The sequence below is a fragment of the Pseudomonas sp. PAMC 26793 genome (assembly GCF_000313235.1).
GTDB classification, from domain to species: domain Bacteria; phylum Pseudomonadota; class Gammaproteobacteria; order Pseudomonadales; family Pseudomonadaceae; genus Aquipseudomonas; species Aquipseudomonas yamanorum.
Window position 1 is genome coordinate 96,118 of the sequence record NZ_AMXG01000023.1, and the last position, 25,011, is coordinate 121,128.

Here is a 25,011-nt window from a genome sequence, read left to right on the forward strand (position 1 = left end):
TGCAAGCCACAGCCGGCGTGGCTTGCAGGCATTCACCCCAAGGTTATCCACAGCCTGATCCCCGGCGTTTGTGCACAAGCCCTTGAAACTGTTCGTTTTTTGCTCAGCCAGCGAAGAGCCGCGGCCCGCCTGGGCTGGGCGCGGGTCTCTACAGGTTATCCACAGGCCCATGCAAGATTTCCATGCATAACCTTGTGGGCAACTATTCCTCGCTGCGCAGCTCCAGTTCCACCATCAGGTCGTCTGCCAGGGTTTCCAATGCCGCCTGCAAAGTTTCCAACGGCAGTGTCAAAGGCACCGCCAGCAAGGCTTCGGCATGGAACAGCAGGTCGCTGCTCATGGGTGCCGGTCGCACGTCGGTGATCAAGCGCTCCAGGTTGACGCCCTGCTTGCTGAGCAGCGCGGTGATGTCGCGAACAATCCCCGGCCGGTCATTGCCCACCAGCGCCATCGCGATCGGTTGCGACTCGCTGGCGGCGACCGAGCTGCTTTCGCCCAGCAGTACGCGAATGCCGTGGGTGGACAAGTCTTCCAGCGCCCCAATCAAATCCAGACGATTTTCCGCCGGCACACTCACCCGCAAGATCCCGGCAAACTGCCCGGCCATGTGCGCCATACGGCTTTCCAGCCAGTTGCCGCCGTGGGACGCGATGCATTGGGCGATGCGTTCGACCACGCCAGGTTTGTCCGGGGCGATGACAGTCAGTACGAGATGGTCCATGGTGTCGTCCTCTTCTTATGATTCTGTAGGAGCGAGCTTGCTCGCGAAGAACGTGAGAGCACCGTTGGGTGTCAGGCATCCCGCGTTATCGTTAACGATCTTCGCGAGCAAGCTCGCTCTTACAAGGTGGACGCAGGCGCCCGCGAAAACAAATCGTGTACCATTTTTATATTTATCTGGAACAATCCAATAGTTTTTTGAGAACATCCTGTACCCCACTGTGACCGTACGACCAAAGTGGGTCGCTAAACGACGTATTTAGTCTAATTTTCACAACCGCAACTCATCATGTAGTATGCCCAATCGCGCACTACATAACGTTAGGTCGATGTCTGCCAAGGCAACCACGCACCGCGACGCAGCCCGCCCAGCCGCCTTCATCGGCATGTACTGGTGCGGCATGCTCGCGGTTTACATGGCCAGAGGCTTCATTGGTAAATTGAAAAGCTGAAAAGCGCATAAGCTCCGCAGAGTGAGGCAAGCAATGACTGAACACGTTCAAGTCGGTGGCCTGCAGGTCGCCAAAGTCCTGTTCGACTTCGTGAACAACGAAGCCATTCCTGGTACCGGCATTACCGCCGACCAGTTCTGGGCCGGTGCCGACAAGGTCATCCACGACCTGGCGCCGAAGAACAAAGCCCTACTCGCCAAACGCGACGATTTTCAAGCGCGGATCGACACCTGGCACCAGACACACGCCGGCCAGGCCCACGACGCGGTGGCCTACAAAGCCTTCCTTCAAGATATCGGATACCTGCTGCCAGAAGCCGCGGATTTCCAGGCCTCGACCCAAAACGTCGATGAAGAAATTGCCCACATGGCCGGCCCGCAGCTGGTGGTGCCGGTGATGAACGCCCGTTTCGCCCTCAACGCCTCGAATGCGCGCTGGGGTTCGCTGTATGACGCGCTCTATGGCACCGATGCCATCAGCGAAGCCGACGGCGCCGAGAAAGGCAAAGGCTACAACAAGGTACGTGGCGACAAGGTCATCGCCTTCGCCCGCGCCTTCCTCGACGAAGCCGCGCCACTGGCAGCCGGTAGCCATGTGGACTCCACTGGCTACAAGATCGTCGACGGCAAGCTGGTGGTCAGCCTCAAGGGCGGCAGCAACAGCGGCCTGCGCAGCGATGCGCAGTTGATCGGCTACCAGGGCGACGCTGCCAAGCCGACTGCCGTCCTGCTCAAGCACAACGGCCTGCACTTCGAAATCCAGATCGACGCCAGCACCCCGGTCGGCCAGACCGATGCCGCCGGCGTGAAGGACGTGCTGATGGAAGCCGCCCTGACCACCATCATGGACTGCGAAGACTCCGTCGCCGCCGTCGATGCCGATGACAAGGTGGTGATCTACCGCAACTGGCTCGGCCTGATGAAGGGCGACCTGTCGGAAGAAGTCGCCAAGGGTGGCAAGACCTTTACCCGCACCATGAACGCCGACCGCGTCTACACCGGTGCCGACGGTAAGGAAGTGACCCTGCACGGTCGTTCGCTGCTATTCGTGCGCAACGTTGGCCACTTGATGACCATCGACGCGATCCTCGACAAAGACGGCAACGAAGTGCCGGAAGGCATTCTCGACGGCCTGCTCACCAGCCTGTCGGCTATCCACAGCCTCAACGGCAACACCAGCCGCAAGAACAGCCGCACCGGTTCGGTGTACATCGTTAAGCCGAAGATGCATGGCCCGGAAGAAGCCGCGTTCACCAACGAGCTGTTCGGCCGCATCGAAGACGTGCTGAAGCTGCCACGCAACACCCTCAAAGTCGGGATCATGGACGAGGAGCGCCGCACCACGGTCAACCTCAAGGCCTGCATCAAGGCGGCCAGCGAGCGCGTGGTGTTTATCAACACCGGCTTCCTCGACCGTACCGGCGATGAAATCCACACCTCCATGGAAGCGGGCGCGATGGTGCGCAAGGCCGCCATGAAGGCTGAGAAATGGATCGGCGCCTACGAAAACTGGAACGTCGATATCGGCTTGAGCACCGGCCTGCAAGGCCGCGCACAAATCGGTAAAGGCATGTGGGCGATGCCCGACCTGATGGCCGCCATGCTCGAGCAGAAAATTGCCCACCCGCTGGCCGGCGCCAACACGGCATGGGTTCCTTCGCCAACGGCGGCTGCGCTGCACGCGCTGCACTATCACAAGGTTGACGTATTCGCCCGCCAGGCCGAGTTGGCCAAGCGCGAACGCGCGTCGGTGGACGATATCCTGACCATTCCTCTGGCCCAGAATACCGATTGGTCTGACGAAGAAATCCGCAACGAACTGGACAACAACGCCCAGGGCATCCTCGGTTACGTGGTGCGCTGGATCGACCAGGGCGTGGGTTGTTCGAAAGTGCCGGACATCAATGACGTTGGCCTGATGGAAGACCGCGCCACCCTGCGTATCTCCAGCCAGCACATCGCCAACTGGCTGCGCCATGGCATCGTCAATGAAGCCCAGGTGATGGAAAGCCTCAAGCGCATGGCGCCGGTGGTGGACCGTCAGAACGCCGGTGACGCGCTGTATCGCCCGCTGGCTCCGGATTTCGACAGCAACATCGCATTCCAGGCAGCGGTGGAGTTGGTGATTGAAGGGACCAAGCAACCGAACGGGTACACCGAGCCGGTGTTGCACCGTCGGCGTCGGGAGTTCAAGGCCAAGAATGGTCTGTGAGTAAGCGCTAGAAACGAAAAAGCCCTGATCTTTCGATCAGGGCTTTTTTTTGGGAACGGGGTTTTACTGCGCCATCCCCAACTCCCGCTTCACCATCTTCGCCAGCTTCGCGCTATCAATGGGCTTGAGCAAAAAATCCACCACGCTCAAATGCATCGCATCAATCACATCCGGCGCTTCAGCATCCCCCGACATGATGATGATCGGCAGCGCCGCCCGGGGGGATTCGCGTACCTGGCGAATCAGTTGCAGCCCGTTGCTCGGTGCCATGCGCAGGTCGGTGATCAGTAAGCCAATGGAGCTGCTGGAGCTCAACAAGTCCCATGCCGCCTCGCCGCTGTCGGCGGTCATGCAGCGAATACCGTCCAAGCCAAGAATTTCTGCCAACAGTTCGCGCGCGTCCTTGTCGTCATCCACGATCAAAACCCGTTGTGGCGGTAAATCAGGCTCCTGCATAACCGCGCTCAGGGCCTCGCGCTCGGCGTCACTCAAAATATCGTGGTCGGACATACGTTTCTCGGCAGTTCTAAACAATCTCCCAGCACAGAAGTCAGACATCGCCGGAAGGGCGAACAATGTGCACTTCGTCGGAAAGTTTGCCTAGTGGGCGTTCTACGGGGTTTGGACGATATTCATGTAAGGTTTTTCCCTAGTCAGTGAGGGCGAATCGCTACCTAGACTTACGTCCAATGGGCACCCGCAGCGCAGGAGTCGACCATGGGGAACGATAACGACAAAAAAACTGCGGTCATAGGTATGAGTAAAGCTGATGCTTTCACGCAAGCGGGGAAAACCGCTGTGTTGCAGAACATCCACGGCACCCTGCAATTCCTGCAACGCTTCCCGCCGTTCAACCAGATGGAAAACACCCACCTGGGGTTTCTGGTAGAGCAGTGCCAATTGCGCTTCTACGCCCCCGGCGAGAGCATCCTCAAGCCCTCGGGCGGGCCGGTGGAACACTTCTATATCGTCAAGCAGGGCCGTGTGGTCGGCGAGCGGCCGGATTCAGCCGAAACCACCTTTGAAATCACCACCGGTGAATGTTTCCCACTGGCGGCACTGCTGGGTGAACGGGCGACCCGCACCGAACATAAAGCCGCCGAAGACACCTTCTGCCTGCAACTGAACAAACCGGCCTTTATCAAGCTGTTCGCCCTTTCCAGTGTATTTCGCGATTTCGCCTTGCGCGGGGTGAGCAGCCTGCTGGACCAGGTCAACCAGCAAGTCCAGCAAAAGGCCGTGGAAACCCTCGGCACGCAATACTCGCTGAACACCCGCCTGGGGGAATTGGCCATGCGTCACCCGGTGACCTGCAGCCCGCTGACGCCGCTGCGTGAAGCAGTCACGCAAATGCACGAGCAGCAAGTGGGCAGCATTGTGATCGTGGATGAACACAAGGCGCCCCTGGGGATTTTCACCCTGCGGGACCTGCGCCAGGTGGTGGCCGACGGTACCAGCGATTTCAACCAGGGCATCGAGCGCCACATGACCCAGGCGCCGTTCTTCCTCACCCCGGACCACAGCGCCTTCGACGCCGCGATCGCGATGACCGAACGGCATATCGCCCACGTGTGCCTGGTCAAGGATCAGCGCCTGTGTGGCGTGGTGTCCGAACGCGATCTGTTTTCCCTGCAACGGGTAGACCTCGTGCACCTGGCGCGCACCATTCGCAATGCGCCCAGGGTCGAAAACCTGGTGGCGATCCGTGGCGAAATCGGCCAGTTGGTGGAGCGCATGCTGGCCCACGGTGCGTCGTCCACGCAGATCACCCACATCATCACCTTGCTCAATGACCACACGGTGTGCCGCGTCATCGAGTTGACCCTGGCTGACAAGGGCGACCCCGGCGTGCCGTTCAGTTGGCTGTGTTTCGGCAGCGAGGGCCGCCGCGAGCAGACGCTGTATACCGACCAGGACAACGGCATTCTGTTCGAAGCCAAGGACGCCGCCGAAGCCGCCGAGATTCGTGGCCGCCTGCTGCCCCTGGCACAGCAGATCAATCAGAGCCTGGCGCTGTGCGGCTTCACCCTGTGCAAGGGCAACATCATGGCCGGCAACCCTGAGTTGTGCCTGTCCCGGGCTGAATGGGCGCGGCGTTTTGCCGGGTTTATCCGTGAGGCGACGCCGGAGAACCTGTTGGGTTCGAGCATCTATTTTGATCTGCGGGTGGTCTGGGGCGATGAGCAAGGGTGCGAGCAACTGCGTCAGGGCATTCTCGATCAGGTGGCAGACAACCGTTTGTTCCAGCGCATGCTGGCCGAAAACGCGTTGCGCCAGCGCCCACCAGTGGGGCGTTTCCGGGATTTCGTGCTGACGCGCAAAGGCGCCGACAAGGCAACACTCGACCTCAAGGTGCAAGGCCTCACACCCTTTGTCGACGGTGCCCGGCTGCTGGCATTGGCCAACGGTATCAGCGCCATCAACACCCTGGAGCGCTTGCGCCAACTGGTGGCCAAGGAAGTCATCGAGCGCCTCGACGGTGCAGCCTACGAAGAGGCCTACCATTTCATCCAGCAAACCCGCATGCAGCAGCACCAACTGCAAACCCGCGAGAACCTGCCCTACTCCAACCGGGTCGACCCCGACAGCCTCAACCACCTGGACCGGCGCATCCTGCGCGAATCCCTGCGTCAGGCCCAACGCCTGCAAAGCAGCCTGACCTTGCGGTATCAGCTGTGAGCTTGTTTGGCTGGCTGCGCAAACCCAAACCTGGCCTGGACGCAGCGCAACAGCGGCGGGTTGAGCAATTGCCCAAACCTCGGGAGCTGGGTGACGGTTCGCTGCGGGACCAGCGCTGGGTAGTAGTGGACCTGGAAACCAGCGGCCTGAACCTCAATCGTGACCAAGTGCTTTCCATTGGCGCGGTGGTGATCGAAGACGGCGCGGTGGACTTTTCCCAGCTGTTCGAACGCACCCTGCAACGGGCCGAGACCAAGCTCAGTCCCAGCGTGCTGATCCACGGCCTGGGCCCCAGTGCCATCGCGGCGGGCAGTGATCCGGCTGAAGCGCTGATGGACTTCATGGCGTTTGTCGGTGACAGCCCGTTGCTGGCGTTTCATGCGCCCTTCGATCAACACATGCTGTGCCGGGCGCTCAAGGACAGCCTGGGCTACCGCTTGAACCACCCGTTCCTGGACGTGGCCGACATCGCCCCGCTGCTGTGCCCTGATGCCAACATCCGCGAAGCGGGGCTGGATGACTGGATCACGCATTTCAAACTGCAAGTGGGCGAGCGTCACCACGCCAGTGCAGATGCGTTGGCGACGGCGGAGTTGATGTTGATTTTGTTCAGCCGCGCACGGCAGCAGCAGATCGACAGCCCGCGCGCGTTACAACAGCGCCTGGGCCAATGGAAACGCCGCAAGCAAGCACCCTCATTCTAATGGTGGCGAGGGCGCTTGCTCCCGCTGGGGTGCGAAGCGCCCCCAAAATCAGCCAACCCATTTCCAACTGAATAAATGCACTGCCTGGATTACGACTGCTGCGCAGCCGAGCGGGAGCAAGCTCCCTCGCCACAGTAAGCGGCATCATCATGATAGATATCATTACGCCGCCGCCCGACCAACGCCAATTGCACCCGTACGACGCCTCTGCCACAATCGCGAATAATTCTCGTTAGTTTAAACTTCCCGATCGGTGTCGCCTTGTCGTCCATGCAAAGTCCCCACAGTGAGCTTGTTGGCGCGTTATACCGCGACCATCGCAGCTGGCTGTTGGCGTGGCTGCGACGCAATGTGGCCTGCCCCAGCCGTGCCGAAGACCTGAGCCAGGACACCTTCATGCGCCTGCTCGGCCGTGAAGAACTGCGTGAGCCCCGCGAGCCGCGGGCATTTCTCGTGGCCATTGCCAAGGGCCTGCTGTTCGACTACTTCCGCCGCGCCGCCCTGGAACAGGCTTACCTCACCGAGCTGATGCTGATCCCGGAAAGCGAACACCCGTCTCCTGAAGAGCAGCAACTGATCCTCGAAGACCTCAAGGCCATCGACCGCCTGCTGGGCAAACTCTCGAGCAAAGCCCGCGCGGCCTTCCTCCATAGCCGCCTCGATGGCATGGGCCACGCCGAAATCGCCCAGCGTCTTGGGGTTTCCGTGCCTCGGGTACGGCAATACCTGGCCCAAGGCATTCGCCAGTGCTACATCGCCCTGTATGGCGAGCCCCTGTGAGCCCGATCAGTTCCAAGCCGGTCTCGGCACGGGTGCTTGACGCCGCCATTGCCTGGCAACTGTCCCTCGATTCGGGCGACGGCAACGCCGTGGAACAGGAAGAGTTCGCCAAATGGCTGGCCAGCAATGAAGAACACGCCCGGGCCTGGCGCCAACTGGGCATGCTCGATCAGCGTTTCAGCGTGGCCTCGGGCCCGGCCCGTGCAGCGTTGCTGCAATCGCGCGAAGGCATTCGCAAGCGCGTGCGCAAGCTCGGCAGCGGCCTGGCCAGTGTGGTGCTGGTGTGCGGTCTGGTGCTCTTCGCCGGCCAGCGCTACGTGCCGCTCAACTATTGGCTGGCCGACCAGCGCACCGCCACCGGCGAACAGCGCACCCTGAAGCTGGCGGACGGTACGGTGATCAACCTCAATACCCACAGCGCCATCGACGTGCGCTTCGACGAGAAACGCCGGCTGATCGTGTTGCAGGAAGGCGAGATCCTCGTCGAGACCGGCCACAACGACGCCCGCCCGTTTTTTGTCGAAACCCGCGAAGGCAGCCTGCGCGCCTTGGGCACGCGGTTTATCGTCAAGCGCGAAGACGACGGCACGCGCCTCAGCGTGTTGCAGTCTGCCGTCGGCGCACAGCCTGAAGCGCTGCATCAGGAACAGATCTTCAAGGAAGGCCAGCAAGTCCTGATGCGCCGCGACGGCCTCGGCCCGATGCTGGCTGTCAGCCCCGGCACCGACGCCTGGACACGCGGCATGCTGGTGGTCGACAACGCGCGCCTCGGCGACGTGGTTGAGGAACTGAGCCGCTACCGCACCGGCTACCTGGGTGTGGATAAACAGGTGGCCGACCTGCGCATCACCGGCAGCTTCCCGCTGCACGACACCAACCTGGCGCTGAATGCACTGTTGCCGACCTTGCCGGTGCAGATTCAACAACACACGCCGTGGTGGGTGACGGTGGCGCCCAAGCCGTAGGCTCCTGTGGTGCATAGGCCGTTGTCATCGCAGGCAAGCCAGCGCCCACAGGTGGGATGCGTTCCCCTGTGGGAGCTGGCTTGCCTGCCATGAGGCCCTCAAAAACAGCACTCACCCACTAATAGAAATTATTTTCATCGAGCCCTATCACTTTTTGCATCTCGCTCGGCACATAGGCAATTGAGAAATATTTCCATTCAGGAGCCGCCGTATGTCCCGCACGCTAGACACCCTATTGCGCCCCAGCCTGTTAGCCGTGGCCATTGCCCTCAGCGCCCCGCTGGCCAGCACCCAGCTGATCGCCGCCGAACAGGCCTCCAGCGTGCGCGCCTACAACCTGCCGGCAGCGCCGCTGGCCACGACCCTGAACCAGATCGCCAGCCAGGCCGGTTTGGCGTTGACGCTGAACCCAGGGTTGGCGGCGGGCAAGACTTCCGCGCCGGTGAAAGGGCAATTCGATGCGCAGGGCGCGTTGCGTGAAGCGTTGCGTGGGACCGGGCTGCAACTGGAGCAAAGCAGTGCAGGCACCTTCAGCCTCGTCGCGATTCCCGAGGGGGTTGTGGCGTTGCCGGAGACCAGCATTACCGGGCAGGCGGATGCGGAAAGTGCGTGGGGGCCGGTGGAGGGTTATCTGGCGTCTCGTACCGCTGCCGGCACCAAGACCGATACCGCCCTGGTCGAAGCCCCGCGTTCGATTTCCGTCGCCACTCGCGAGCAAATGCAGGATCGCAACGTCCAGAACCTGGATGACGCCGTCAAGTACATGCCCGGCATCGTGTCCGCCAGCTACGGCAGTGACACCCGCTACGACTGGATGCGTGTGCGCGGCTTCGAACCCACCCAGTTCCTCGACGGCCTGCCGCTGCCACGCGGCGTGTACGCCAACCCGAAAGCAGAAACCTGGAACCTCGACCGCCTCGCGCTGCTGCGTGGCCCGGCGTCGTCGGTCTACGGCCAGACCCCGCCAGGCGGCCTGCTGGACATGGTCAGCCGACGTCCCAGCGCGGAATCGAGCAATGCCATCCAAGTGCAATACGGCAGCGACAACTACCGCCAGATCAACTTCGCCAGCACCGGCAAGATCGACGATGAAGGCCAGTTTCTCTATGGGCTGACGGGCGTTGTGCGCGACGCCGGCACGCAGATTGATCACATCGAAAACAAGCGCTACAACATCGCCCCCAGCCTGACGTGGAACATTGATCCGGATACCAAGCTGACCCTGCTGTCGCAGTTCACTCGCGACGATACCGGCGCCACCAGCCAGTTCCTGCCGATTCAGGGCACCAAGATCAAGTCGCCACTGGGGGATATATCGCATCACAAGAACCTGGGCGATCCTGACTACGAGTACTACGACCGTACCTACTACGCGCTGGGCTATGCGTTCGAACATCGTTTCAACGATACCTGGCAGTTCAAGCAGAACCTGCGCTACACCAAGTCGGAATTGTCTTTCCAGACCCTGACCGTCGGCGCCTATCCGTACACCCAGGTGGATGCGAACGGGAACGTCGGCCGCACGTCGACCAACGTTGACGAAAACATAGGCCAGTTCGCGGTTGATAATAACTTCCAGGCCGATTTTGCCACCGGCGACATCACCCACACGCTGCTTCTAGGCCTGGACCATCAGCGTACCGACACCTCGTACCTGTCGATCTACGGTGACGGCGGGACCACCAACGTCATCAACCCGATCTACGGACAGCCTATCGTTCGCCCACCGCGCTCGGCGGCGTACTACGACTACAACCAGAAAACCGTCCAGACCGGCCTCTATGCGCAAGACCAGATGGCCCTGGATAAATGGCGCCTGACCCTCGGAGGGCGTGAAGACTGGGTGCATCAGGGCACCACCTACTTCAACCAGAAAGATGCAACGAACACCGACCGCATCAAGCACTTCAGTGGCAATGCTGCACTGAGCTACGTGTTCGACTCGGGGTTTGTACCCTACATCTCCTACGCCGAATCCTTCCAGCCCGCGAGCAACGCCAGCGTCTCGGCAACCGAGTCGTATAAGCCTACGGAAGGCAAACAATGGGAAATGGGGATCAAATACCAACCACCCGGCTCGAACACCCTGCTGACTGCCGCGGTCTACGACCTGACGCAGAAAAACGTACTGGTGACCACCACCACGGCGGGCAGCATTCCGGTCACTAACCAGACCGGTGAAGTGAAAGTCAAAGGCCTGGAATTGGAAGCCGTGTCGGATGTGACCGAGAACCTCAAGGTTATCGCGGCCTATACCTTGGCTAAATCCGAGGTGCAAAAAGGGGATTACAAAGGTAATCGCCTGCAACTGATGCCCAACCAGCAAGCCTCGCTATGGACTGACTACACCTGGCACAGCGGCGCGCTCGATGGCTTCGGCATTGGCTTCGGTGCCCGCTACACCGGTAACACCTATGGCGACCAGGGCAACACCTGGCTAGGCAAGGCGGATGCCTACACCGTGTTCGACGCCTCGGTGCACTACGACCTCGGCCGTCTGGACAACAGCCTCAAAGGTGCCTCGGTGAAACTGAACGCCACCAACCTGTTCGACAAGGACTACATTTCCACCTGTGATGGTTTCTACTGCTACTTCGGCGACCAACGCAGCGTCGTCGCCAGTGCCACCTACCAGTGGTAATCGACTGAGCTAACAACCAGGCCGCCCTCGTGGGCGGCTTCGGTGTGTCTGAAGGCTAGAAAATGAAAAGCAAAACCATCCGCCGCTGGTCCTTCATCCACACCTGGACCAGCCTCGTCTGCACCCTGTTCCTGCTGCTGCTCGCCCTCACCGGCCTGCCGTTGATCTTCCACCACGAGATCGACCACCTGCTGGGCAACGAACCCGAGCTGGCACACATGCCCGCCGACACCCCACAGCTGAACCTCGAACAGCTGGTGGCCAAAGCCCAGGCCCATCGACCCGGCGAAGCCATGCAATACCTGGCCTGGGACGAGGACGACAAGAACGGCGTGATCGCGATCATGGCCGCCACCGCCGGCACCGAACCCAATTCCTCCCACACCTTCATGCTCGACGCCCGTACCGGCGAAGCCGTGGAAACGCCGTCGGCCAACGGCGGGCTGACGATGTTCCTGCTGCGCCTGCACGTCGATATGTTCGCCGGGCTGCCGGGCAAGTTGCTGCTGGCGTTCATGGGCATTCTGTTCGTGTTGGCGATCATCTCCGGCACGGTGTTGTACCTGCCGTTCATGCGTCGGCTGAAGTTCGCCACGGTGCGCCAGGACAAATCCACGCGCCTGCGCTGGCTCGACCTGCACAACCTGATCGGCGTGGTCACCCTGACCTGGGCGCTGGTGGTGGGCGTGACCGGCGTGATCAGCGCCTGCGCCGACCTGATCATCGCCGCCTGGCGTACCGACAGCCTCAGCGCGATGATCGAACCCTACAAAGACGCCCCGCCGCTGACCTTGCGCGCCCCCGCCACCGACCTGCTGACGATCGCCGCCAAGGCCGCGCCGGGCATGGAGCCGGACTTTATCGCGTTCCCCGGCACGCGCTTTTCCAGCGAGCATCATTACGCGGTGTTCATGAAAGGCAGCACGCACCTGACCTCGCACCTGCTGACACCGGTGTTGATCGACGCCAGCAACCTGCAGGTCACCGCCATTGCCGAACGGCCGTGGTACATGGACGCCATGGGCATGTCCCAACCGCTGCACTTTGGTGACTACGGCGGCATACCGATGAAGATCCTCTGGGCGGTGCTGGATGTGCTGACCATCATCGTCCTGGGCAGTGGCGTGTACCTGTGGCTGGTGCGGCGCAAGGCGGCCCAGTCATGAAGCCGCGGCAGTCGAATTTCTGGAAGGTGTTCGGCATCCCGCTGGCCATCGGGCTGCTGAGTGCGGCCGGGTTGTTTGCGGCGTTGCTGGGGGACGGGTTGTGGGATTCGTTGAGCTGGGTGGGGCTGGGCATTCCGGCTGTAATTGGTAGCTGGGCGTTGTTCAAGCGTTGAGATAGATTAGCGCTGCCCTTTTCCGAGGAATGCCCATGTCCACCCCCAGCATGACGTTGTTCCACAACCCTGCCTCGCCGTTTGTTCGCAAAGTACGGGTGCTGTTGCACGAGACCGGCCAACTGGATCGCGTGACCTTGCACGCCTGCGTGCCGACGCCGGTCAAGCCTGACGCGGAGGTGATCCAGGACAACCCGCTGGGCAAGATCCCCGCTCTGCGCCTGGCCGATGGCAACGTATTGCATGACAGCCGGGTGATCCTCGATTACTTCGACTATCAACATACCGGGACCCCGCTGATCCCCCGGAACGGCCCGGCCCGTTGGCGGCGCCTGACCCTGGCCTCCACCGCCGACGGCATCATGGATGCCGCCGTGCTGGTGCGCTATGAAACCGCCATGCGCCCCGAGGAGAAACACTGGGACCTGTGGCTGGAAGGCCAACGCGACAAGATCCGTCGCGCCCTCGACATGCTGGAACAGGACGCCATCGCCGAACTGGCCGGGCCGTTTGACGTGGCCGCGATCAGCGTGGCGTGTGCGTTGGCTTACCTGGACTTCCGCCACCCGGGCATGCAGTGGCGGTCGAGCCATCCGAAGCTGGCGGCGTGGTATGCCGAAGTGAGTCAGCGGCCGTCGATGCTCCAGACCCAGCCACCGGCCTAACCTGCTGCAAGGGTTCTCTTGTGGTGAGGGAGCTTGCTCCCGCTGGGCTGCGCAGCGGCCCCAAAAATCCTGGGAGCGCTTCGCACTCCAGCGGGAGCAAGCTCCCTCGCCACAGCAAGCTCCCTCATTGGAGCAAGCTCCCTCGCCACGAAAAGCTCCCGGGCTTCGGGAAACAGTGCGTTGATCTGCATCACCAACTTTGTCCGCGCCTGCTGATCTTCCCGCAACCCCAACGACCTACTCATCACCCACCTCCTTGCGCTTGCCCACCCCATACCAATCCAGTTTGCGGGTCAGCACCATCACCGTACCCAGCAACCCGAACAGCAGCAACGAGCCCATCAGCAACGCGTAATCCTCGGCACTCAACAACCCGTACAGCAAGCCATACAACGCCGCCAACGCCGCCGAAAACCCCAGGCCATGGGCGACGCTGCGCAGCACATGGCAGACGTAAAACCCGATCAACAACACACAGGCCGCCGCCGATATCAGGTACGCCGGACCAAACCCGATGTGCTCGGACAACGACAACAACAGCAGGTAGAAAAACGCCAGGGCAAACCCCACCAGCGCGTACTGGATCGGGTGCACCGCCAGGTTCTTGAGCACCTCGAACAGAAAGAAACCGGCAAACGTCAGGGCGATAAACAACAGCGCATATTTGATCGCACGATCGCTCTTGAGGTACTGGTCCACCGGGTCGATAAAGCTCACGCCAAAGCTGCGGCTGTTGAAGTCGTCACAGCCGCGTTCGGCCAGGCAACTGCTGAGTGCTTCTTCCAAATTGGTGGAGAAAAATGTGGTCTGCCAATGGGCGCTGAAGCCTTGCGCGGTGACCTCGCGCTGGGTCGGCAGGAAGTTGCCGATAAAGCTCGGGTGCGGCCAGTTGGACGCCAGCTTGACCTGGCTGGTCTTGCCCACCGGCACCACTTGTAGTTGCTCGGTGCCTTGCAGGCGCAGGTCAAAGGCGAAGTCAAAGGGTGCCGGCTTCTGGCTGTCCTGCTCGGGCAGCATCACATGCACACCCTCCCCCAGCCACGCCACTTGGGTGCCCGGCGAAAACGCCAGTTGCTGGCTGCCCAGCTCCAGCTTCAGCGCGTTTTCGATGCCGCGAATGTCGCTGATACCCACCGCCAGATACGCCGGGTCAAAGCGGTAATCGGCAAAGTGTTCCTTGATGCCCAGCTGCTCCGGCAACACAAACCGCCCGCTGATCCGGCTGTCGGCGTGGAACAACCGGGCTTGGTAAATGCCCCGGGCACGCACTTCGGTTTGCACCTGCCCGTCGAGGGCAAATTGCTCCGGCAGGAAATACAGATGACCGCGCACCTCACGGGTTTCTTCGTAGCGTTCGTTGAGCTTTTCATTGAGTTTCCACTCCCGGACGGTCTTGCGATAAGGCACCACCAACACCGGGCCATTGAGGCGCTGGCTGTAGCTGGAGCTGCGGGCGATATCCTGCAAGACGTCGTCGCGCAATTGCTGACGGTCGGTAATCACCCCGTGGATCATCAGCAACGGAATCAACAACAACACGATCAGCAGCGCGATGGCGCCCAGTTTGAAAAGCAGATTGCGGTTCATGAAGCTCTCCCTGTTTTGATGGGGGAGAGTCTGGCGGGCGCTTAAGGGGGATTTATGAAGGGAATGTGGAGACTGTGTGGAGATGCAGTTTTACCTGCACGCCGCCGGGCACGTTGCCGATCTGCAGCGAGCCGCCGTGCAGCTTCATCACCTCTTCGACAAAATTCAGCCCAAGGCCGGTGCTCTTGCGCCCGCTGGCCGGGCGCGGCAGGGAATAGAAGCGCTCACTGAGGCGCGGCAACGCGTATTCGGGGATCGGCTCGGCCTGGTTGAACAGGGTGAATTCGATGCCGTCACTCAAGGCCTTGGCGCTGAACCGCAAGGTGCCACCGGGCGGGGTGAAATCCAGGGCGTTTTCCAGCAGGTTCCCCAGGGCCTGGCGCAGCAGGAACGGCTCGCCGTACACCTGCACCTCCGCGGCAATCCCCTGCTGGACCTGCAACCCGGCGCCTTCGATGCGCGCGCATTGAGCCTTGATTACTTCGTCTACCAACGCTGCCAGCGACAGGCTGCTCTGGTCTTCAAGGCCCTGGCGCTGCTCCACCTGCGCCAGGTTCAGCAGGCGTTCGATCAATTGCTGCAAGCGCGCACTTTCGCTGTCGATATTGCCCACGAAACGCTGCTGCTGATCCCGGGACATGTCGCCCTGCAACAGCTCCGCCGCCCCGCGAATCGCCGCCAATGGGCTTTTCAGCTCGTGGGTCAGGGTATGCACATAACGCTCGACGTACGCCTTGCCTTCCAGCTGGGTGCGCATGTGCTCCACGGCGGTGGACAACTGCTCCAGTTCACCGCCGCGATAGTGCGGCAACTCGGCACGCCGGCCTTCGCTCACCGCCTGGGCATACGCCGTGAGCCGGCGCAGCGCGACACTCAACCACCACGACAACAAGGCGCCAAACAACAGGCCCAGGCCCACCAGCCCGGCGCCGTACCACAGCAACCGGTTTTCGGTGCGGTCCACGTAGGGCTGCAATGAGCTGTTGGGCTTGGCGACGGTGACCACGCCAATGATCTGCCCGTTATCGCGGATCGGCGCGCCGACGTGCATCACCGACGAAGCGGGGTCGTCCAGTTCGCTGCGGGTCGAGCGCGCACCATATTCGCCGCGCAGTGTCAGGTACACGTCATTCCACTTCGAGTAATCCTCGCCCACCGCCTCGCCGGTGGAATCCAGCAATACGATGCCCTTGGCGTCGGTGACGTAGATGCGGTGGTTGACCTGGTTTTTCGGCAGGCCCCAGATATTCGCGCCAGGCTGACGCTCGCCGTAGGCCTTGAGCAGTTCGGGCCAGTGGCTCTGGCCGAGGGTACCGTTCTTCACATCGCTGCGCAGGATTTCTGCCAGCAGGTTGGCGGTGTCCACCAGGGTTTCCTCGGTGGACTGGCGCACACCGGGGCGGATTTCCTTCATCACGGTGCTGAGTACGAAGTAGCCGGTCAGGCCGATAAACAGCGCATACACCAGGAAGAACCGGATCCCCAGGCGCATCAGCTGTTGCCCGGGCTGTAGCTGTAGCCAAGGCCGCGATGGGTCTGGATCGGCTCAGACTCGGGGGCCACCGTCCGCAATTTGCTGCGAACGCTTTTGATATGGCTGTCGATATTGCGCTCGTACCCTGCATCGGCCGCCACGCCCACCGCATCCAGCAGTTGCTCGCGGCTGAACACCCGCTCGGGTTGCTCCAACAGGCTTTGCAACAGGCGAAATTCATGGCGTGTAAGGTTAAGAGGCTGCCCGCGATAACTGATCTGCATGCGCTCCAGGTCCACCTGAAACACCGCCGGAGCAACACCAGGGCCAACCCGTTTGAGGATCGCCCGCACCCGGGCTGCCACTTCGCGCGGGCTGAACGGCTTGACCACATAGTCGTCAGCACCGATCTCCAGGCCCACTACGCGGTCGATCTCGCCGTCCCGGGCGCTGAGGAACATCACTGGCACTTCGCTGAAGCGCCGCAGTTGCTTGCAGGTTTCAAAGCCGGTGATATCCGGCAGGCCGATGTCGAGGATGATCAGGTCCGCCGGTGTCTGCCGCTGATGGGTCAGCGCCGCCTGGCCGAGGCTCAGCCAGGTGGTGGTGAAGCCCTCGCCTTGCAGGGCAAAAATCAGCGTGTCGGCGATGGCCGCTTCGTCTTCGACAATCAGGATATGCGCCATGGTGGTCCGTCAGCAGTCCGGTTTGTCCGCAGTGTAACGGCGAGCCGGGTTTACCGCAGCGCCGAATTCACGCAGGGCCTTGGCGCCGATCAGCAGCGGGTAGTTGAAGCTGCTGCGGTCGGTGAGGTTGACCTCGACGGTGCGCTTGACGTTGCCCAGGCACATTTCCAGGTCGATCACCGGGCGCTTGGCCACGGTGGCTTCGTCCTTGTCGTCATCTTCGTCGGCGCGGCTTTTGATTTTGCTGATGCGCGAGACCTTGTGCTCGTACACCTTGTTGCTGGCGTCCTTGCCGCCGAGGCGGAAGCGCACCCAGTCGTCACCCTCACGGGTGAAGGTCTCGATGTCCCGGGCCGACAGCGAGGCGGTCAGCGCGCCGGTGTCCATCTTGGCCTTGAAGGTCTCGCCGATTTCCGACAGTTGAATGTATTCGTAGCGACCGTAAAGGGTCGGCTCGGCGGCCATGACAGGCAAGGCCACGAGCGCTAGCAGGGCAAGGATGGATTTCACGTAGGAGGTTTCCTTGAAATAGATGGGCCAATTCTAGACTGCAAAATCGCCGCTTAGTTAGATCACAGAGCATACCCAGCCCGCTGTGAAACATTCGTAAGCTTATTTGCGATTTGGCCTCTAGACCCAAGCTGCTTATCATGGCGGGCCAAAATGATTCCAAGAGTTACTTATGCGCCGCCTGCTCACCGGCTGTTTCGTCACATTGCTGCTATTGCTCAACACCTTGGTGCTGTTCGGACCGCTGATGGTGTTTGCCCTGCTCAAGCTGGTGGCGCCCGGTCGCTTTCGCGACTACGCCTCCTGGGCCGTCATGTGGATCGCCGAAACCTGGGCCGAGATCGACAAGCTGATCTTCGCCCTGTGCATCCCCACCCAATGGGATATTCGCGGTGGCGAGGACCTGCGGGGTGACACGTCTTATCTGGTGATCAGCAACCATCAATCCTGGGTCGACATCCCCGCGTTGATCCAGGCCCTCAACCGGCGTACGCCGTTCTTCAAGTTCTTCCTGAAAAAGGAACTGATCTGGGTACCCTTCCTGGGCCTGGCGTGGTGGGCACTGGATTACCCGTTCATGAAGCGCTACACCAAGGCATTCCTGGCCAAGCACCCTGAACTGGCAGGCCAGGACCTGAAGATCACCAAGGAAGCCTGCGAGCTGTTCAAGCGCCAGCCGGTCACCGTGGTGAATTACCTGGAAGGCACGCGGTTCACCCCGGCCAAGCGCAAGCAGCAGGACTCACCCTTCGAGCGCCTGCTCAAGCCCAAGGCGGGTGGCGTGGCTTTCGTGCTCGCGGCGTTGGGTGAACAGCTGGATGCGGTGCTCGACGTCACCGTGGTTTATCCACAGGAAAACATTCCGGGCTTCTGGGACTTGATCAGTGGCGCGGTGCCGAAGGTGATCGTGGATATCCGCACCCGTGAGCTGGATCCGGCGTTGTGGCAGGGGGATTACGAGAACGATCCAGCATTTCGCCAGACCGTCCAGAACTGGGTCAACCAGCTCTGGAGGGAGAAGGATGCGCGCATCGCCCAACTGCGCGCGGAGCGGTCTTAGCCGCCAGTGCCCCAGGCCGAAGCCAGTTTGCCCAGCACCGACTCGCTGGCGCCTTGGCCGCCCAGGTATTTCAGGATAACCGGCGCAAACTGGCCCACCATCCCACTGTCCATGCCCAGTGCGCTGAACGCGGTGTTCAGGTCGTTGGTGTTCTTCACGTTACCCAACACGCCGTCCAGGCCCGAGGTCTTGCTGCCGCCGCTCTGGCCGAGCATACCGCTCAGGGCGCCGAGGCTGCCCAGGGAGTTGCTGCCGGAGAGCTTGTCCAGGCCCGGTACGCTTTTGGTCAGTTGCGAGTAATCACCGCCGCCCAATTTATTCTTGGCCAGGCCCAGCATTGCGCCGGTACCGCCGACAGCCTGCTCCGGCGTCACGTTCAATTGCGAGGTCAGGGCGCCCAGCAAACCGGCGGTCTGTGAGGTCGGCGCAGCCGCTGCTGCCTTGTCGCCACCCTGTGCGCCCGAAACGGCATTGGCTACGTCGCCGAGGCTGAAACCTGCCGCAAACACCGGGCTGGCCGCCACGGTCAACAGGCAGGACAGGGCAAAACCGCGTGAAATCTTCATCAAGACAACCTCTGAAAGTAAGCGCTAAAAGCAGGAGTTTGACTGGGTGTTACGAAAGATTGTTCCCACCTCACAGATTAGTTCAGAAAACCACTGCATCCGAATCGCCCTGCGCTGCGTATATCCACCACGAGCCGCACGGAGGTAGATGGAATGAATGCCCAAGCTGGACTAACCTCAGCCTGCCGTCTTTACCGTCTGCCGTCCCATCGCCCTGTTGCACGTGCCTGGAGAAGCCCTATTTCGACCCACGATGCCGATCAGCTACGGCAATTGCTGGCCCAGTGCTCCCTGGGTAACCGCCAGGCGTTCGAAACGCTCTACCGCAGTGTTTCCCCGCGTTTGCACGGTGTTGCCTTGCGTTTCATGGGCCGCCAGGACCTGGCCGAGGAAGTGTTACAGGAGAGCTTCGTGCGCATCTGGTTCAACGCCTCGCGCTATGAGGCCCACCTGTCGGCGCCCTTGACCTGGATGATCAACATCACCCGCAACCTGGCGATCGACCAGTTGCGCAAACACCGCGAGCAGCCCTTGAGCGACGGCCAGCAAGACGCCATGGCCGATGAAAGCCCCAGCGCCCACGAACAGCTCGACAGCGAGCGCGAAGCCCTCGCCCTGAACCGCTGCCTCGACAGCCTCGAAGGCATGCAGCGCCAATCGATCACCGTGGCTTACTTCCAGGGCTTGTCCTGCTCGGAGTTGGCCGACCACCTGGCCGCGCCCCTGGGCTCGGTCAAATCCTGGATTCGCCGCGGCATGGAGCGCTTGCGCAGGTGCCTTGAATCATGAACTACCAGACCACGTCCCTGCGCCGCGCCCTCGCGGCGGATTACGCCATCGGGCTGATGCCCGCCACCGCCCGTCGACGCTTTGAAGCGCTGCTACTGGACGATGCCGCCCTGCGCGTCGAACTGGGACACTGGCAGGACGCCCTCGCCAGCCTCACCGGGCCGTTGCCTGAACGGCCAGTGCCGGATCATGTGTGGGAAGGGATCAAGGCCCGGATTGAGCCGCAAGTGCTGCATATGCCGGCGAAGAGGCCATTCTGGATGAACCTGCGGTTACTGGTAGCGGCATGCGGTGTGGTGATCGCGGTGTTGGTGGGAGTGTTGTACCAGCGGGATCTTGGGGTGGAGTACAACGCGACGCTGGTGGCGGCTAACCAGCAGCCTGCGCTGAAGATCCTGGCATATGCCGATCATCTGCAGGTGGAACCGCTGACCCTGGCGGCGGTGGAGCCAGCGCGCGCGTTGGAACTGTGGGCAATCCCGGCGGGTGGCAAACCGATCTCGCTGGGTTTGGTGCCGGTGTCGGGTAAAGGCCGGATCCAGTTGAGCAAAGAACACCAGGCGCTGCTGACGGCACCGTTGACCCTGGCAGTGAGTCTTGAGCCTCAAGGCGGCTCGCCAACCGGACAACCTACCGGACCGGTGCTGTATCAGGGCCAATTGGCCTCACTCTAATTCCTGTAGGAGCGAGCTTGCTCGCGAAGGTCGTCAACGATAACGCGGGAAACCTGAAAGCCCACGGCGCCCTCAGGTTTTTCGCGAGCAAGCTCGCTCCTACAGTGGATTGCCCTTTTGAAATAACCCCTGTTCTTTTAATCCGAAGTTGTTCTAGCCCGCTGTCAATCTTGACAGTATCTGCAACGCATCCACACGCCCACCATGAAGGCTCCTATCACGTAAGGGAGTACGACATGAAGCTGATGAACATCGCACTGAGCGCACTGCTGCTTTCGACCCTTGTGGGCAATGCCCTGGCAGATGAGATTGCCACGTGCCCGCCCAAGGCAAGTATCAAACCGGAAGAGCCATGGGGGCCGTGGGATATTTTTTATGCACCCGGCCCTCATAAGGGCGTCTGGGTGGGAGAGAACCCCTTTGGCGACGAGAACCTGCTCAAAAAGCTCCACTTCACCGGGGCGCTTTACCGGGATGTCAGTTCAGAAGGAAATGCATACGTAGTGTCCTGCGACTACGAGGGTGAAGGCTGGTTCGACTTTTTGAGGATGACGCTGTACTCCTTCAAAGGCTGGGCCCCCGTGCCGGGGACAAAATGGGTGGATGAGTCGAAAACGGATGAGAGCAAAGCCAAGGCTGGGGCCTACAAAAAAGCCAAGGAGGTCCAATACTGCTATGCCGATTCCACCGAGCAGCATCCGGAAAAACAATGCGCATTCACGTACAAGGAACTGGTCCTCCCACCCAAGCACCATTGACGCTCGCTCTACGGTTCAGGGCCAATTGACATCACGCAGCCCCAAGGCTCAATACAACGGATGAGGAACCGATCGCCGTTAACTAGGTCCATGAAAGACTACAAAACATGTCAGGAAGAGCCTAATGACTGCGATCAACCCTCAAGTGATTGAGCACAAGCCTTCATTCTGGAACCGCCCACGCCTGTTCATCGGCGCCTGTCTGGTGGTAGTCGCCGGCATCGGCGGCGCCCTCTACACCCAGGACAGCGTCAAGGCTGCCGCACTGCTGGTGAACACCACCCAGCAACCGGCCACGCAGATCGTGGCCCACAAGGATTACCTCGAAGTGCAGCCGATTGCCGCCACGGCACCGGCCCCGGACCAAAGCCTGGAGCTGTGGGCGGTTCCGGCTGACGGTACGCCGGTGTCACTGGGCCTGTTGCCGGAAGACGGCAAAGGCATTATCGGCATCAACCCTCGCCAGCAGGCGTCGATCAGCAAGCCGGTGACACTGATGGTCAGCTCGGAAACCAAGGGCGGCTCGGTGAGCAAGCAGCCGACGGGGCCAACGGTGTATCAGGGGGCTTTGGCGATTCGCTGATTCTCCCACCCAACCGCAGATGCAAAAAAGGCGACCCTGAGGTCGCCTTTTTATTTGCCCGCGATTTAAGCCGCGCTGAACAACTTGTGCGGATCAATCACAAACTTCTTCGGCACGCCCGCATCGAACTCGCCGTACCCGCGTGGTGCGTCATCCAGGCTGATGACTTCCACACCGACGATATCGGCAATGTTGATACGGTCCCACATGATCGCCTGCATCAGTTGGCGGTTGTACTTCATCACTGGGGTTTGCCCGGTGTGGAAGCTGTGGGACTTGGCCCAGCCCAGGCCGAAACGAATGCTCAGGCTGCCCATTTTCGCGGCAGCATCCACCGCCCCCGGGTCCTCCGTCACATACAGGCCCGGGATGCCGATTTTGCCGGCCACCCGCACCACACCCATCAACGAGTTGAGCACGGTGGCCGGAGCCTCCGCCTTGACCCCTTCATGGCCATGGCCGCGCGCTTCGAAACCCACGGCATCGACGGCACAATCCACTTCCGGCTCGCCCAGCAACGCAGCGATCTGTTCGTGCAGCGGGGTGTCCTTCGACAGGTCGGCAATTTCAAAACCCTGGGCCTTGGCGTGGGCCAGGCGGATCGGGTTGACGTCACCAATGATCACCACCGCAGCGCCCAGCAGACGAGCGGACGCGGCAGCCGCCAGACCCACCGGACCGGCACCGGCGATGTAGACCGTGCTGCCTGGGCCAACGCCCGCAGTGACTGCGCCGTGGTAGCCGGTGGGCAGGATGTCGGAGAGGCACGTCAGGTCGCGGATCTTCTCCATGGCCTTGTCGCGGTCCGGCAGTTTCAGCAGGTTGAAGTCAGCGTAAGGCACCAGCACGTATTCGGCCTGGCCGCCGGTCCAGTCGCCCATGTCCACATAGCCGTAGGCGCCACCGGCACGGGCCGGGTTGACGGTCAGGCACACGCCCGTGTGTTGCTCTTTGCAGGAACGGCAACGGCCGCATGCAACGTTGAACGGCACGGACACCAGGTCGCCGATCTTCAGGTTCTCGACGTCGCTGCCCTTCTCGATCACTTCGCCGGTGATTTCGTGGCCCAGGACCAGGCCGGTCTGGGCAGTAGTGCGGCCGCGCACCATGTGTTGGTCGGAGCCGCAGATGTTGGTGGAGACCACGCGCAGGATGACGCCGTGCTCAATCTTCCTGCCACGGGGGTCCTGCATTTTGGGATAGTCGATTTTCTGTACTTCGACCTTGCCGTTGCCGAGATACACGACACCACGATTACCAGACATGCTTTCACCTCGCTGTTGTTTTTATGGAACCGCGTTGCCCAGGCAGGCAGCGCGTTTAAGTGCTCGGGTACAGATGCTGTTTTGCGTTGTTAGTGATGGCCTCTTCGCGAGCAAGCCCGCTCCCACAGTTGACCGAGTCCTACCTTTGAAATGCGGTCGAATGTGGGAGCGGGCTTGCTCGCGAAGGCGTCCATCAGAGCACCACTGTCCGATTGGCGTTCAAGAACACCCGCCGCTCAATGTGATACCCCACGGCCCGGGCCAGGGTCAGGCCTTCGATGTCCCGTCCCTTGGCTATCAAATCTTCCGGATAGTGACTGTGGTCCACCACCTCCACACCCTGGGCGATGATCGGGCCCTCATCCAAATCGTTATTGATGTAATGCGCGGTGGCGCCCACCAGTTTCACGCCTTTGTTGTAGGCCTGGTGATACGGTTTGGCGCCCTTGAAACCGGGCAGCAGGGAGTGGTGGATGTTGATGGCTTTACCGTCGAGCTTGCGGCACAGTTCCGGCGACAGCACTTGCATGTAGCGCGCAAGGATCACCAGTTCAGCGCCGGACTCTTCAATCACTTGCCACACCTGGCGCTCTTGCGACGGCTTGTCGTTGGGGTCCAGGGGAAAGTGGTAATAGGGAATCTGGTGCCAGTCGGCCAAGGGCTTGAGGTCGGGGTGGTTGGAGACCACGGCGACCACGTCCATCGACAGTTGGCCGATGCGCTGGCGGTAAAGCAAATCGTTGAGGCAGTGATCGGCCTTGGAGACCATGATCACCACTTTCGGCCGGTAGTTCGGCGCGGTCAGTTCGAAGATCATGCCGAAGGCCTCGCCGCGGGTGGCCAGGCCATCGCGGAAGGCTTGTTCGTCGAAACCATCGGGCTGGCGGAACTCCACACGGATGAAGAACCGGCCCGAGAGCCGGTCATCGAAGGAGTGGTGCTCAGTGACGTAGCAGCCCTGCTCGAACAGGTAGCGGGTCACCGCGTCCACCGTGCCGAGCACGCTGGGGCAGTCGGCGGTCAAAATCCATGTATCGGGTACGCGGCTCATTATTCGTGACTCCTTGATCGTTCCCACGCTCTGCGTGGGAACGCCGCAATGGACGCTCTGCGTCCGCTCTTGGGACGCGGAGCGTCCCGGGATGCATTCCCACGCGGAGCGTGGGAACGATCAGGCCTGGACGCTTAAACCATACTCAGCCGCCGCATCCTGCAACCACAGCCACCAGTAATCCGAGAAGCTGCGACGAATCACCAGCTCCCAGGTGTCTTCAGCGGTATGGCGAATCACCAGTTGCGACTTGGCGAACACCGTGCCCACCGCCTTACCTACCGGGAAGCTGTCGGGGTGCACGTCGTAGCTGGTGGACTTCATCAGCACATCCCGCACGTTGGGGCCGCTGAGTTCGAGGATCTGCTGGCCGCCGCTGACGTTGACGATCTGGATATGCAAATCACCCAGTGCCTCGCGCAAGCTTTTTTCGGCGGCGAATTCTTCACCGCTCGGCACCACCAGCAGCCACTCGTCCGGGCCCAGCCATTGCAGGCTGGTTTCATCCTTGACGATGACTTGCAACGCGCCGGGCAACTCGATGCCCAGGGCCTTGTGCACGCCGGCGGCGAAGGCTGTGTCGTGGCCATCGCCACGAATGGTCAGGTGGCCGAGGAGTTTCTTTTCACGCACGGTCACGCCGGCGTTCTTGCGGCCCTTGCCTACCAGGCTGGCGAGGTCGGCATGGTGCAGCGACGACTCGGCCTTGGCGCCGGAGGTGGGGCGTTGTTGGTAAACATTGGCTGCTGTCATAAAGCACCTGTGTTGAATTTGATCGTTCCCACGCTCTGCGTGGGAATGCCGCCATGGACGCTCTGCGTCCGCTCTTGGGGCGCAGAGCGCCCCGGGATG

General features: G+C 61.3%; 24 protein-coding genes and 2 pseudogenes. 15 read left to right on the forward strand and 11 right to left on the reverse strand.

Annotated features, from left to right (window positions below):
- Nucleotides 1–202 precede the first annotated feature (202 nt).
- Nucleotides 203–721: a glycine cleavage system protein R gene (locus D109_RS0107785; protein ID WP_010167442.1), complete on the reverse strand. Its 519-nt coding sequence runs from the start codon at nt 719–721 to the stop codon at nt 203–205.
- A 24-nt stretch (nt 722–745) separates the two neighbouring features.
- Nucleotides 746–832, reverse strand: a pseudogene (locus D109_RS1000000134850) (outer membrane lipoprotein carrier protein LolA); the annotation flags it as partial.
- Nucleotides 833–1,205: 373 nt separating this feature from the next.
- On the opposite strand from D109_RS1000000134850, the gene D109_RS0107790 reads away from it, so the two are divergent.
- Entirely contained in the window at nt 1,206–3,383 is a 2,178-nt protein-coding gene (locus D109_RS0107790; protein WP_017476397.1) for a malate synthase G, read from the forward strand.
- 63 nt (nt 3,384–3,446) lie between these two features.
- On the opposite strand, the gene D109_RS0107795 is transcribed toward D109_RS0107790, so the two are convergent.
- Nucleotides 3,447–3,893 carry a response regulator gene (locus tag D109_RS0107795; RefSeq protein ID WP_017476398.1) on the reverse strand — a complete coding sequence of 149 codons (447 nt, stop codon included), beginning with the start codon at nt 3,891–3,893 and terminating at the stop codon, nt 3,447–3,449.
- Between the two features lie 246 nt (nt 3,894–4,139).
- Here D109_RS0107795 and D109_RS0107800 point away from each other — a divergent pair, with 246 nt between their 5' ends.
- From D109_RS0107800 to D109_RS0107835, 8 genes are all read left to right on the forward strand, one after another.
- Nucleotides 4,140–6,062 carry a putative nucleotidyltransferase substrate binding domain-containing protein gene (locus tag D109_RS0107800; protein WP_032868389.1) on the forward strand — a complete coding sequence of 641 codons (1,923 nt, stop codon included), beginning with the start codon at nt 4,140–4,142 and terminating at the stop codon, nt 6,060–6,062.
- Nucleotides 6,059–6,766: a PolC-type DNA polymerase III gene (locus D109_RS0107805; RefSeq protein ID WP_017476400.1), complete on the forward strand. Its 708-nt coding sequence runs from the start codon at nt 6,059–6,061 to the stop codon at nt 6,764–6,766. Before D109_RS0107800 ends, D109_RS0107805 begins: the two co-directional genes overlap by 4 nt.
- Nucleotides 6,767–7,036: 270 nt before the next feature.
- Nucleotides 7,037–7,546 (forward strand): RNA polymerase sigma factor, encoded by a 510-nt coding sequence (locus D109_RS0107810; protein ID WP_017476401.1) that lies wholly within the window; start codon nt 7,037–7,039, stop codon nt 7,544–7,546.
- Nucleotides 7,543–8,511 (forward strand): FecR domain-containing protein, encoded by a 969-nt coding sequence (locus tag D109_RS0107815; protein WP_017476402.1) that lies wholly within the window; start codon nt 7,543–7,545, stop codon nt 8,509–8,511. The genes D109_RS0107810 and D109_RS0107815 overlap by 4 nt, the downstream gene beginning before the upstream one ends.
- 211 nt (nt 8,512–8,722) lie before the next feature.
- Nucleotides 8,723–11,152 (forward strand): TonB-dependent siderophore receptor, encoded by a 2,430-nt coding sequence (locus D109_RS0107820; RefSeq protein WP_017476403.1) that lies wholly within the window; start codon nt 8,723–8,725, stop codon nt 11,150–11,152.
- A 62-nt stretch (nt 11,153–11,214) separates the two neighbouring features.
- On the forward strand, nt 11,215–12,318 hold the full coding sequence (locus tag D109_RS0107825) for a PepSY domain-containing protein (RefSeq protein ID WP_017476404.1): 1,104 nt from the start codon (nt 11,215–11,217) through the stop codon (nt 12,316–12,318).
- Nucleotides 12,315–12,491: a hypothetical protein gene (locus D109_RS1000000134535; protein ID WP_017476405.1), complete on the forward strand. Its 177-nt coding sequence runs from the start codon at nt 12,315–12,317 to the stop codon at nt 12,489–12,491. The genes D109_RS0107825 and D109_RS1000000134535 overlap by 4 nt, the downstream gene beginning before the upstream one ends.
- A 35-nt stretch (nt 12,492–12,526) precedes the next feature.
- A complete protein-coding gene (locus D109_RS0107835) occupies nt 12,527–13,156 on the forward strand; it encodes a glutathione S-transferase (protein ID WP_017476406.1) in 630 nt (209 codons plus the stop codon).
- A gap of 237 nt (nt 13,157–13,393) precedes the next feature.
- Here D109_RS0107835 and creD read toward each other — a convergent pair whose 3' ends face one another.
- From creD to D109_RS0107860, 4 genes are read right to left on the reverse strand one after another with little or no spacing between them, the layout of a single operon-like run.
- Nucleotides 13,394–14,743: a cell envelope integrity protein CreD gene (gene creD, locus D109_RS0107845; RefSeq protein ID WP_017476408.1), complete on the reverse strand. Its 1,350-nt coding sequence runs from the start codon at nt 14,741–14,743 to the stop codon at nt 13,394–13,396.
- Nucleotides 14,744–14,795: 52 nt separating this feature from the next.
- Nucleotides 14,796–16,235: a two-component system sensor histidine kinase CreC gene (gene creC, locus D109_RS0107850; protein ID WP_017476409.1), complete on the reverse strand. Its 1,440-nt coding sequence runs from the start codon at nt 16,233–16,235 to the stop codon at nt 14,796–14,798.
- Nucleotides 16,235–16,903: a two-component system response regulator CreB gene (gene creB, locus D109_RS0107855; protein ID WP_017476410.1), complete on the reverse strand. Its 669-nt coding sequence runs from the start codon at nt 16,901–16,903 to the stop codon at nt 16,235–16,237. Before creB ends, creC begins: the two co-directional genes overlap by 1 nt.
- A 9-nt stretch (nt 16,904–16,912) precedes the next feature.
- Nucleotides 16,913–17,413 carry an ATP-dependent zinc protease gene (locus D109_RS0107860; RefSeq protein ID WP_017476411.1) on the reverse strand — a complete coding sequence of 167 codons (501 nt, stop codon included), beginning with the start codon at nt 17,411–17,413 and terminating at the stop codon, nt 16,913–16,915.
- A 172-nt stretch (nt 17,414–17,585) separates the two neighbouring features.
- On the opposite strand from D109_RS0107860, the gene D109_RS0107865 reads away from it, so the two are divergent.
- Nucleotides 17,586–18,473, forward strand: coding sequence for an acyltransferase (locus tag D109_RS0107865; RefSeq protein ID WP_017476412.1), 888 nt, complete (start codon nt 17,586–17,588; stop codon nt 18,471–18,473).
- Here D109_RS0107865 and D109_RS0107870 read toward each other — a convergent pair.
- Entirely contained in the window at nt 18,470–19,039 is a 570-nt protein-coding gene (locus tag D109_RS0107870; RefSeq protein ID WP_017476413.1) for a DUF2780 domain-containing protein, read from the reverse strand. The two genes, D109_RS0107865 and D109_RS0107870, sit on opposite strands and share 4 nt — an antisense overlap.
- Nucleotides 19,040–19,192: 153 nt before the next feature.
- Between D109_RS0107870 and D109_RS0107875 the strand changes: the two genes are divergently transcribed.
- From D109_RS0107875 to D109_RS0107890, 5 genes and pseudogenes are all read left to right on the forward strand, one after another.
- Nucleotides 19,193–19,828, forward strand: a complete 636-nt coding sequence (locus D109_RS0107875; RefSeq protein WP_032868319.1) for a sigma-70 family RNA polymerase sigma factor — start codon at nt 19,193–19,195, stop codon at nt 19,826–19,828.
- Nucleotides 19,825–20,502, forward strand: a complete 678-nt coding sequence (locus tag D109_RS0107880; protein WP_017476415.1) for an anti-sigma factor domain-containing protein — start codon at nt 19,825–19,827, stop codon at nt 20,500–20,502. Before D109_RS0107875 ends, D109_RS0107880 begins: the two co-directional genes overlap by 4 nt.
- Nucleotides 20,503–20,519: 17 nt before the next feature.
- Nucleotides 20,520–20,615: pseudogene (locus tag D109_RS1000000134855) on the forward strand (outer membrane lipoprotein carrier protein LolA); the annotation flags it as partial.
- Between the two features lie 123 nt (nt 20,616–20,738).
- The gene (locus tag D109_RS1000000134540; RefSeq protein ID WP_017476416.1) at nt 20,739–21,260 is read left to right on the forward strand and encodes a hypothetical protein; all 522 of its coding nucleotides are present in this window, start codon (nt 20,739–20,741) and stop codon (nt 21,258–21,260) included.
- Nucleotides 21,261–21,384: 124 nt separating this feature from the next.
- A complete protein-coding gene (locus D109_RS0107890; protein ID WP_017476417.1) occupies nt 21,385–21,843 on the forward strand; it encodes an anti-sigma factor domain-containing protein in 459 nt (152 codons plus the stop codon).
- Nucleotides 21,844–21,908: 65 nt separating this feature from the next.
- Here the strand turns inward: D109_RS0107890 and fdhA are convergent, their stop codons facing one another.
- The 3 genes from fdhA to D109_RS0107905 all read right to left on the reverse strand — a co-directional run bounded on the left by fdhA (nt 21,909) and on the right by D109_RS0107905 (nt 24,912).
- Nucleotides 21,909–23,108: a formaldehyde dehydrogenase, glutathione-independent gene (gene fdhA / locus D109_RS0107895; RefSeq protein ID WP_017476418.1), complete on the reverse strand. Its 1,200-nt coding sequence runs from the start codon at nt 23,106–23,108 to the stop codon at nt 21,909–21,911.
- 193 nt (nt 23,109–23,301) lie between these two features.
- Nucleotides 23,302–24,159 (reverse strand): formyltetrahydrofolate deformylase, encoded by an 858-nt coding sequence (purU, locus tag D109_RS0107900; protein WP_003209192.1) that lies wholly within the window; start codon nt 24,157–24,159, stop codon nt 23,302–23,304.
- A 120-nt stretch (nt 24,160–24,279) separates the two neighbouring features.
- Nucleotides 24,280–24,912: a sarcosine oxidase subunit gamma gene (locus D109_RS0107905; protein WP_017476419.1), complete on the reverse strand. Its 633-nt coding sequence runs from the start codon at nt 24,910–24,912 to the stop codon at nt 24,280–24,282.
- Nucleotides 24,913–25,011: the final 99 nt, after the last annotated feature.

Coding starts and splice junctions, on each gene's coding strand:
- D109_RS0107785 (WP_010167442.1), bottom strand. CDS start 721: ATGGACCATCTCGTACTGACTGTCATCGCCCCGGACAAACCTGGCGTG.
- D109_RS0107790 (WP_017476397.1), top strand. CDS start 1,206: ATGACTGAACACGTTCAAGTCGGTGGCCTGCAGGTCGCCAAAGTCCTG.
- D109_RS0107795 (WP_017476398.1), bottom strand. CDS start 3,893: ATGTCCGACCACGATATTTTGAGTGACGCCGAGCGCGAGGCCCTGAGC.
- D109_RS0107800 (WP_032868389.1), top strand. CDS start 4,140: ATGAGTAAAGCTGATGCTTTCACGCAAGCGGGGAAAACCGCTGTGTTG.
- D109_RS0107810 (WP_017476401.1), top strand. CDS start 7,037: ATGCAAAGTCCCCACAGTGAGCTTGTTGGCGCGTTATACCGCGACCAT.
- D109_RS0107820 (WP_017476403.1), top strand. CDS start 8,723: ATGTCCCGCACGCTAGACACCCTATTGCGCCCCAGCCTGTTAGCCGTG.
- D109_RS0107825 (WP_017476404.1), top strand. CDS start 11,215: ATGAAAAGCAAAACCATCCGCCGCTGGTCCTTCATCCACACCTGGACC.
- D109_RS1000000134535 (WP_017476405.1), top strand. CDS start 12,315: ATGAAGCCGCGGCAGTCGAATTTCTGGAAGGTGTTCGGCATCCCGCTG.
- D109_RS0107835 (WP_017476406.1), top strand. CDS start 12,527: ATGTCCACCCCCAGCATGACGTTGTTCCACAACCCTGCCTCGCCGTTT.
- creD (WP_017476408.1), bottom strand. CDS start 14,743: ATGAACCGCAATCTGCTTTTCAAACTGGGCGCCATCGCGCTGCTGATC.
- creC (WP_017476409.1), bottom strand. CDS start 16,235: ATGCGCCTGGGGATCCGGTTCTTCCTGGTGTATGCGCTGTTTATCGGC.
- creB (WP_017476410.1), bottom strand. CDS start 16,903: ATGGCGCATATCCTGATTGTCGAAGACGAAGCGGCCATCGCCGACACG.
- D109_RS0107865 (WP_017476412.1), top strand. CDS start 17,586: ATGCGCCGCCTGCTCACCGGCTGTTTCGTCACATTGCTGCTATTGCTC.
- D109_RS0107870 (WP_017476413.1), bottom strand. CDS start 19,039: ATGAAGATTTCACGCGGTTTTGCCCTGTCCTGCCTGTTGACCGTGGCG.
- D109_RS0107875 (WP_032868319.1), top strand. CDS start 19,193: ATGAATGCCCAAGCTGGACTAACCTCAGCCTGCCGTCTTTACCGTCTG.
- D109_RS0107880 (WP_017476415.1), top strand. CDS start 19,825: ATGAACTACCAGACCACGTCCCTGCGCCGCGCCCTCGCGGCGGATTAC.
- D109_RS1000000134540 (WP_017476416.1), top strand. CDS start 20,739: ATGAAGCTGATGAACATCGCACTGAGCGCACTGCTGCTTTCGACCCTT.
- D109_RS0107890 (WP_017476417.1), top strand. CDS start 21,385: ATGACTGCGATCAACCCTCAAGTGATTGAGCACAAGCCTTCATTCTGG.
- fdhA (WP_017476418.1), bottom strand. CDS start 23,108: ATGTCTGGTAATCGTGGTGTCGTGTATCTCGGCAACGGCAAGGTCGAA.
- purU (WP_003209192.1), bottom strand. CDS start 24,159: ATGAGCCGCGTACCCGATACATGGATTTTGACCGCCGACTGCCCCAGC.
- D109_RS0107905 (WP_017476419.1), bottom strand. CDS start 24,912: ATGACAGCAGCCAATGTTTACCAACAACGCCCCACCTCCGGCGCCAAG.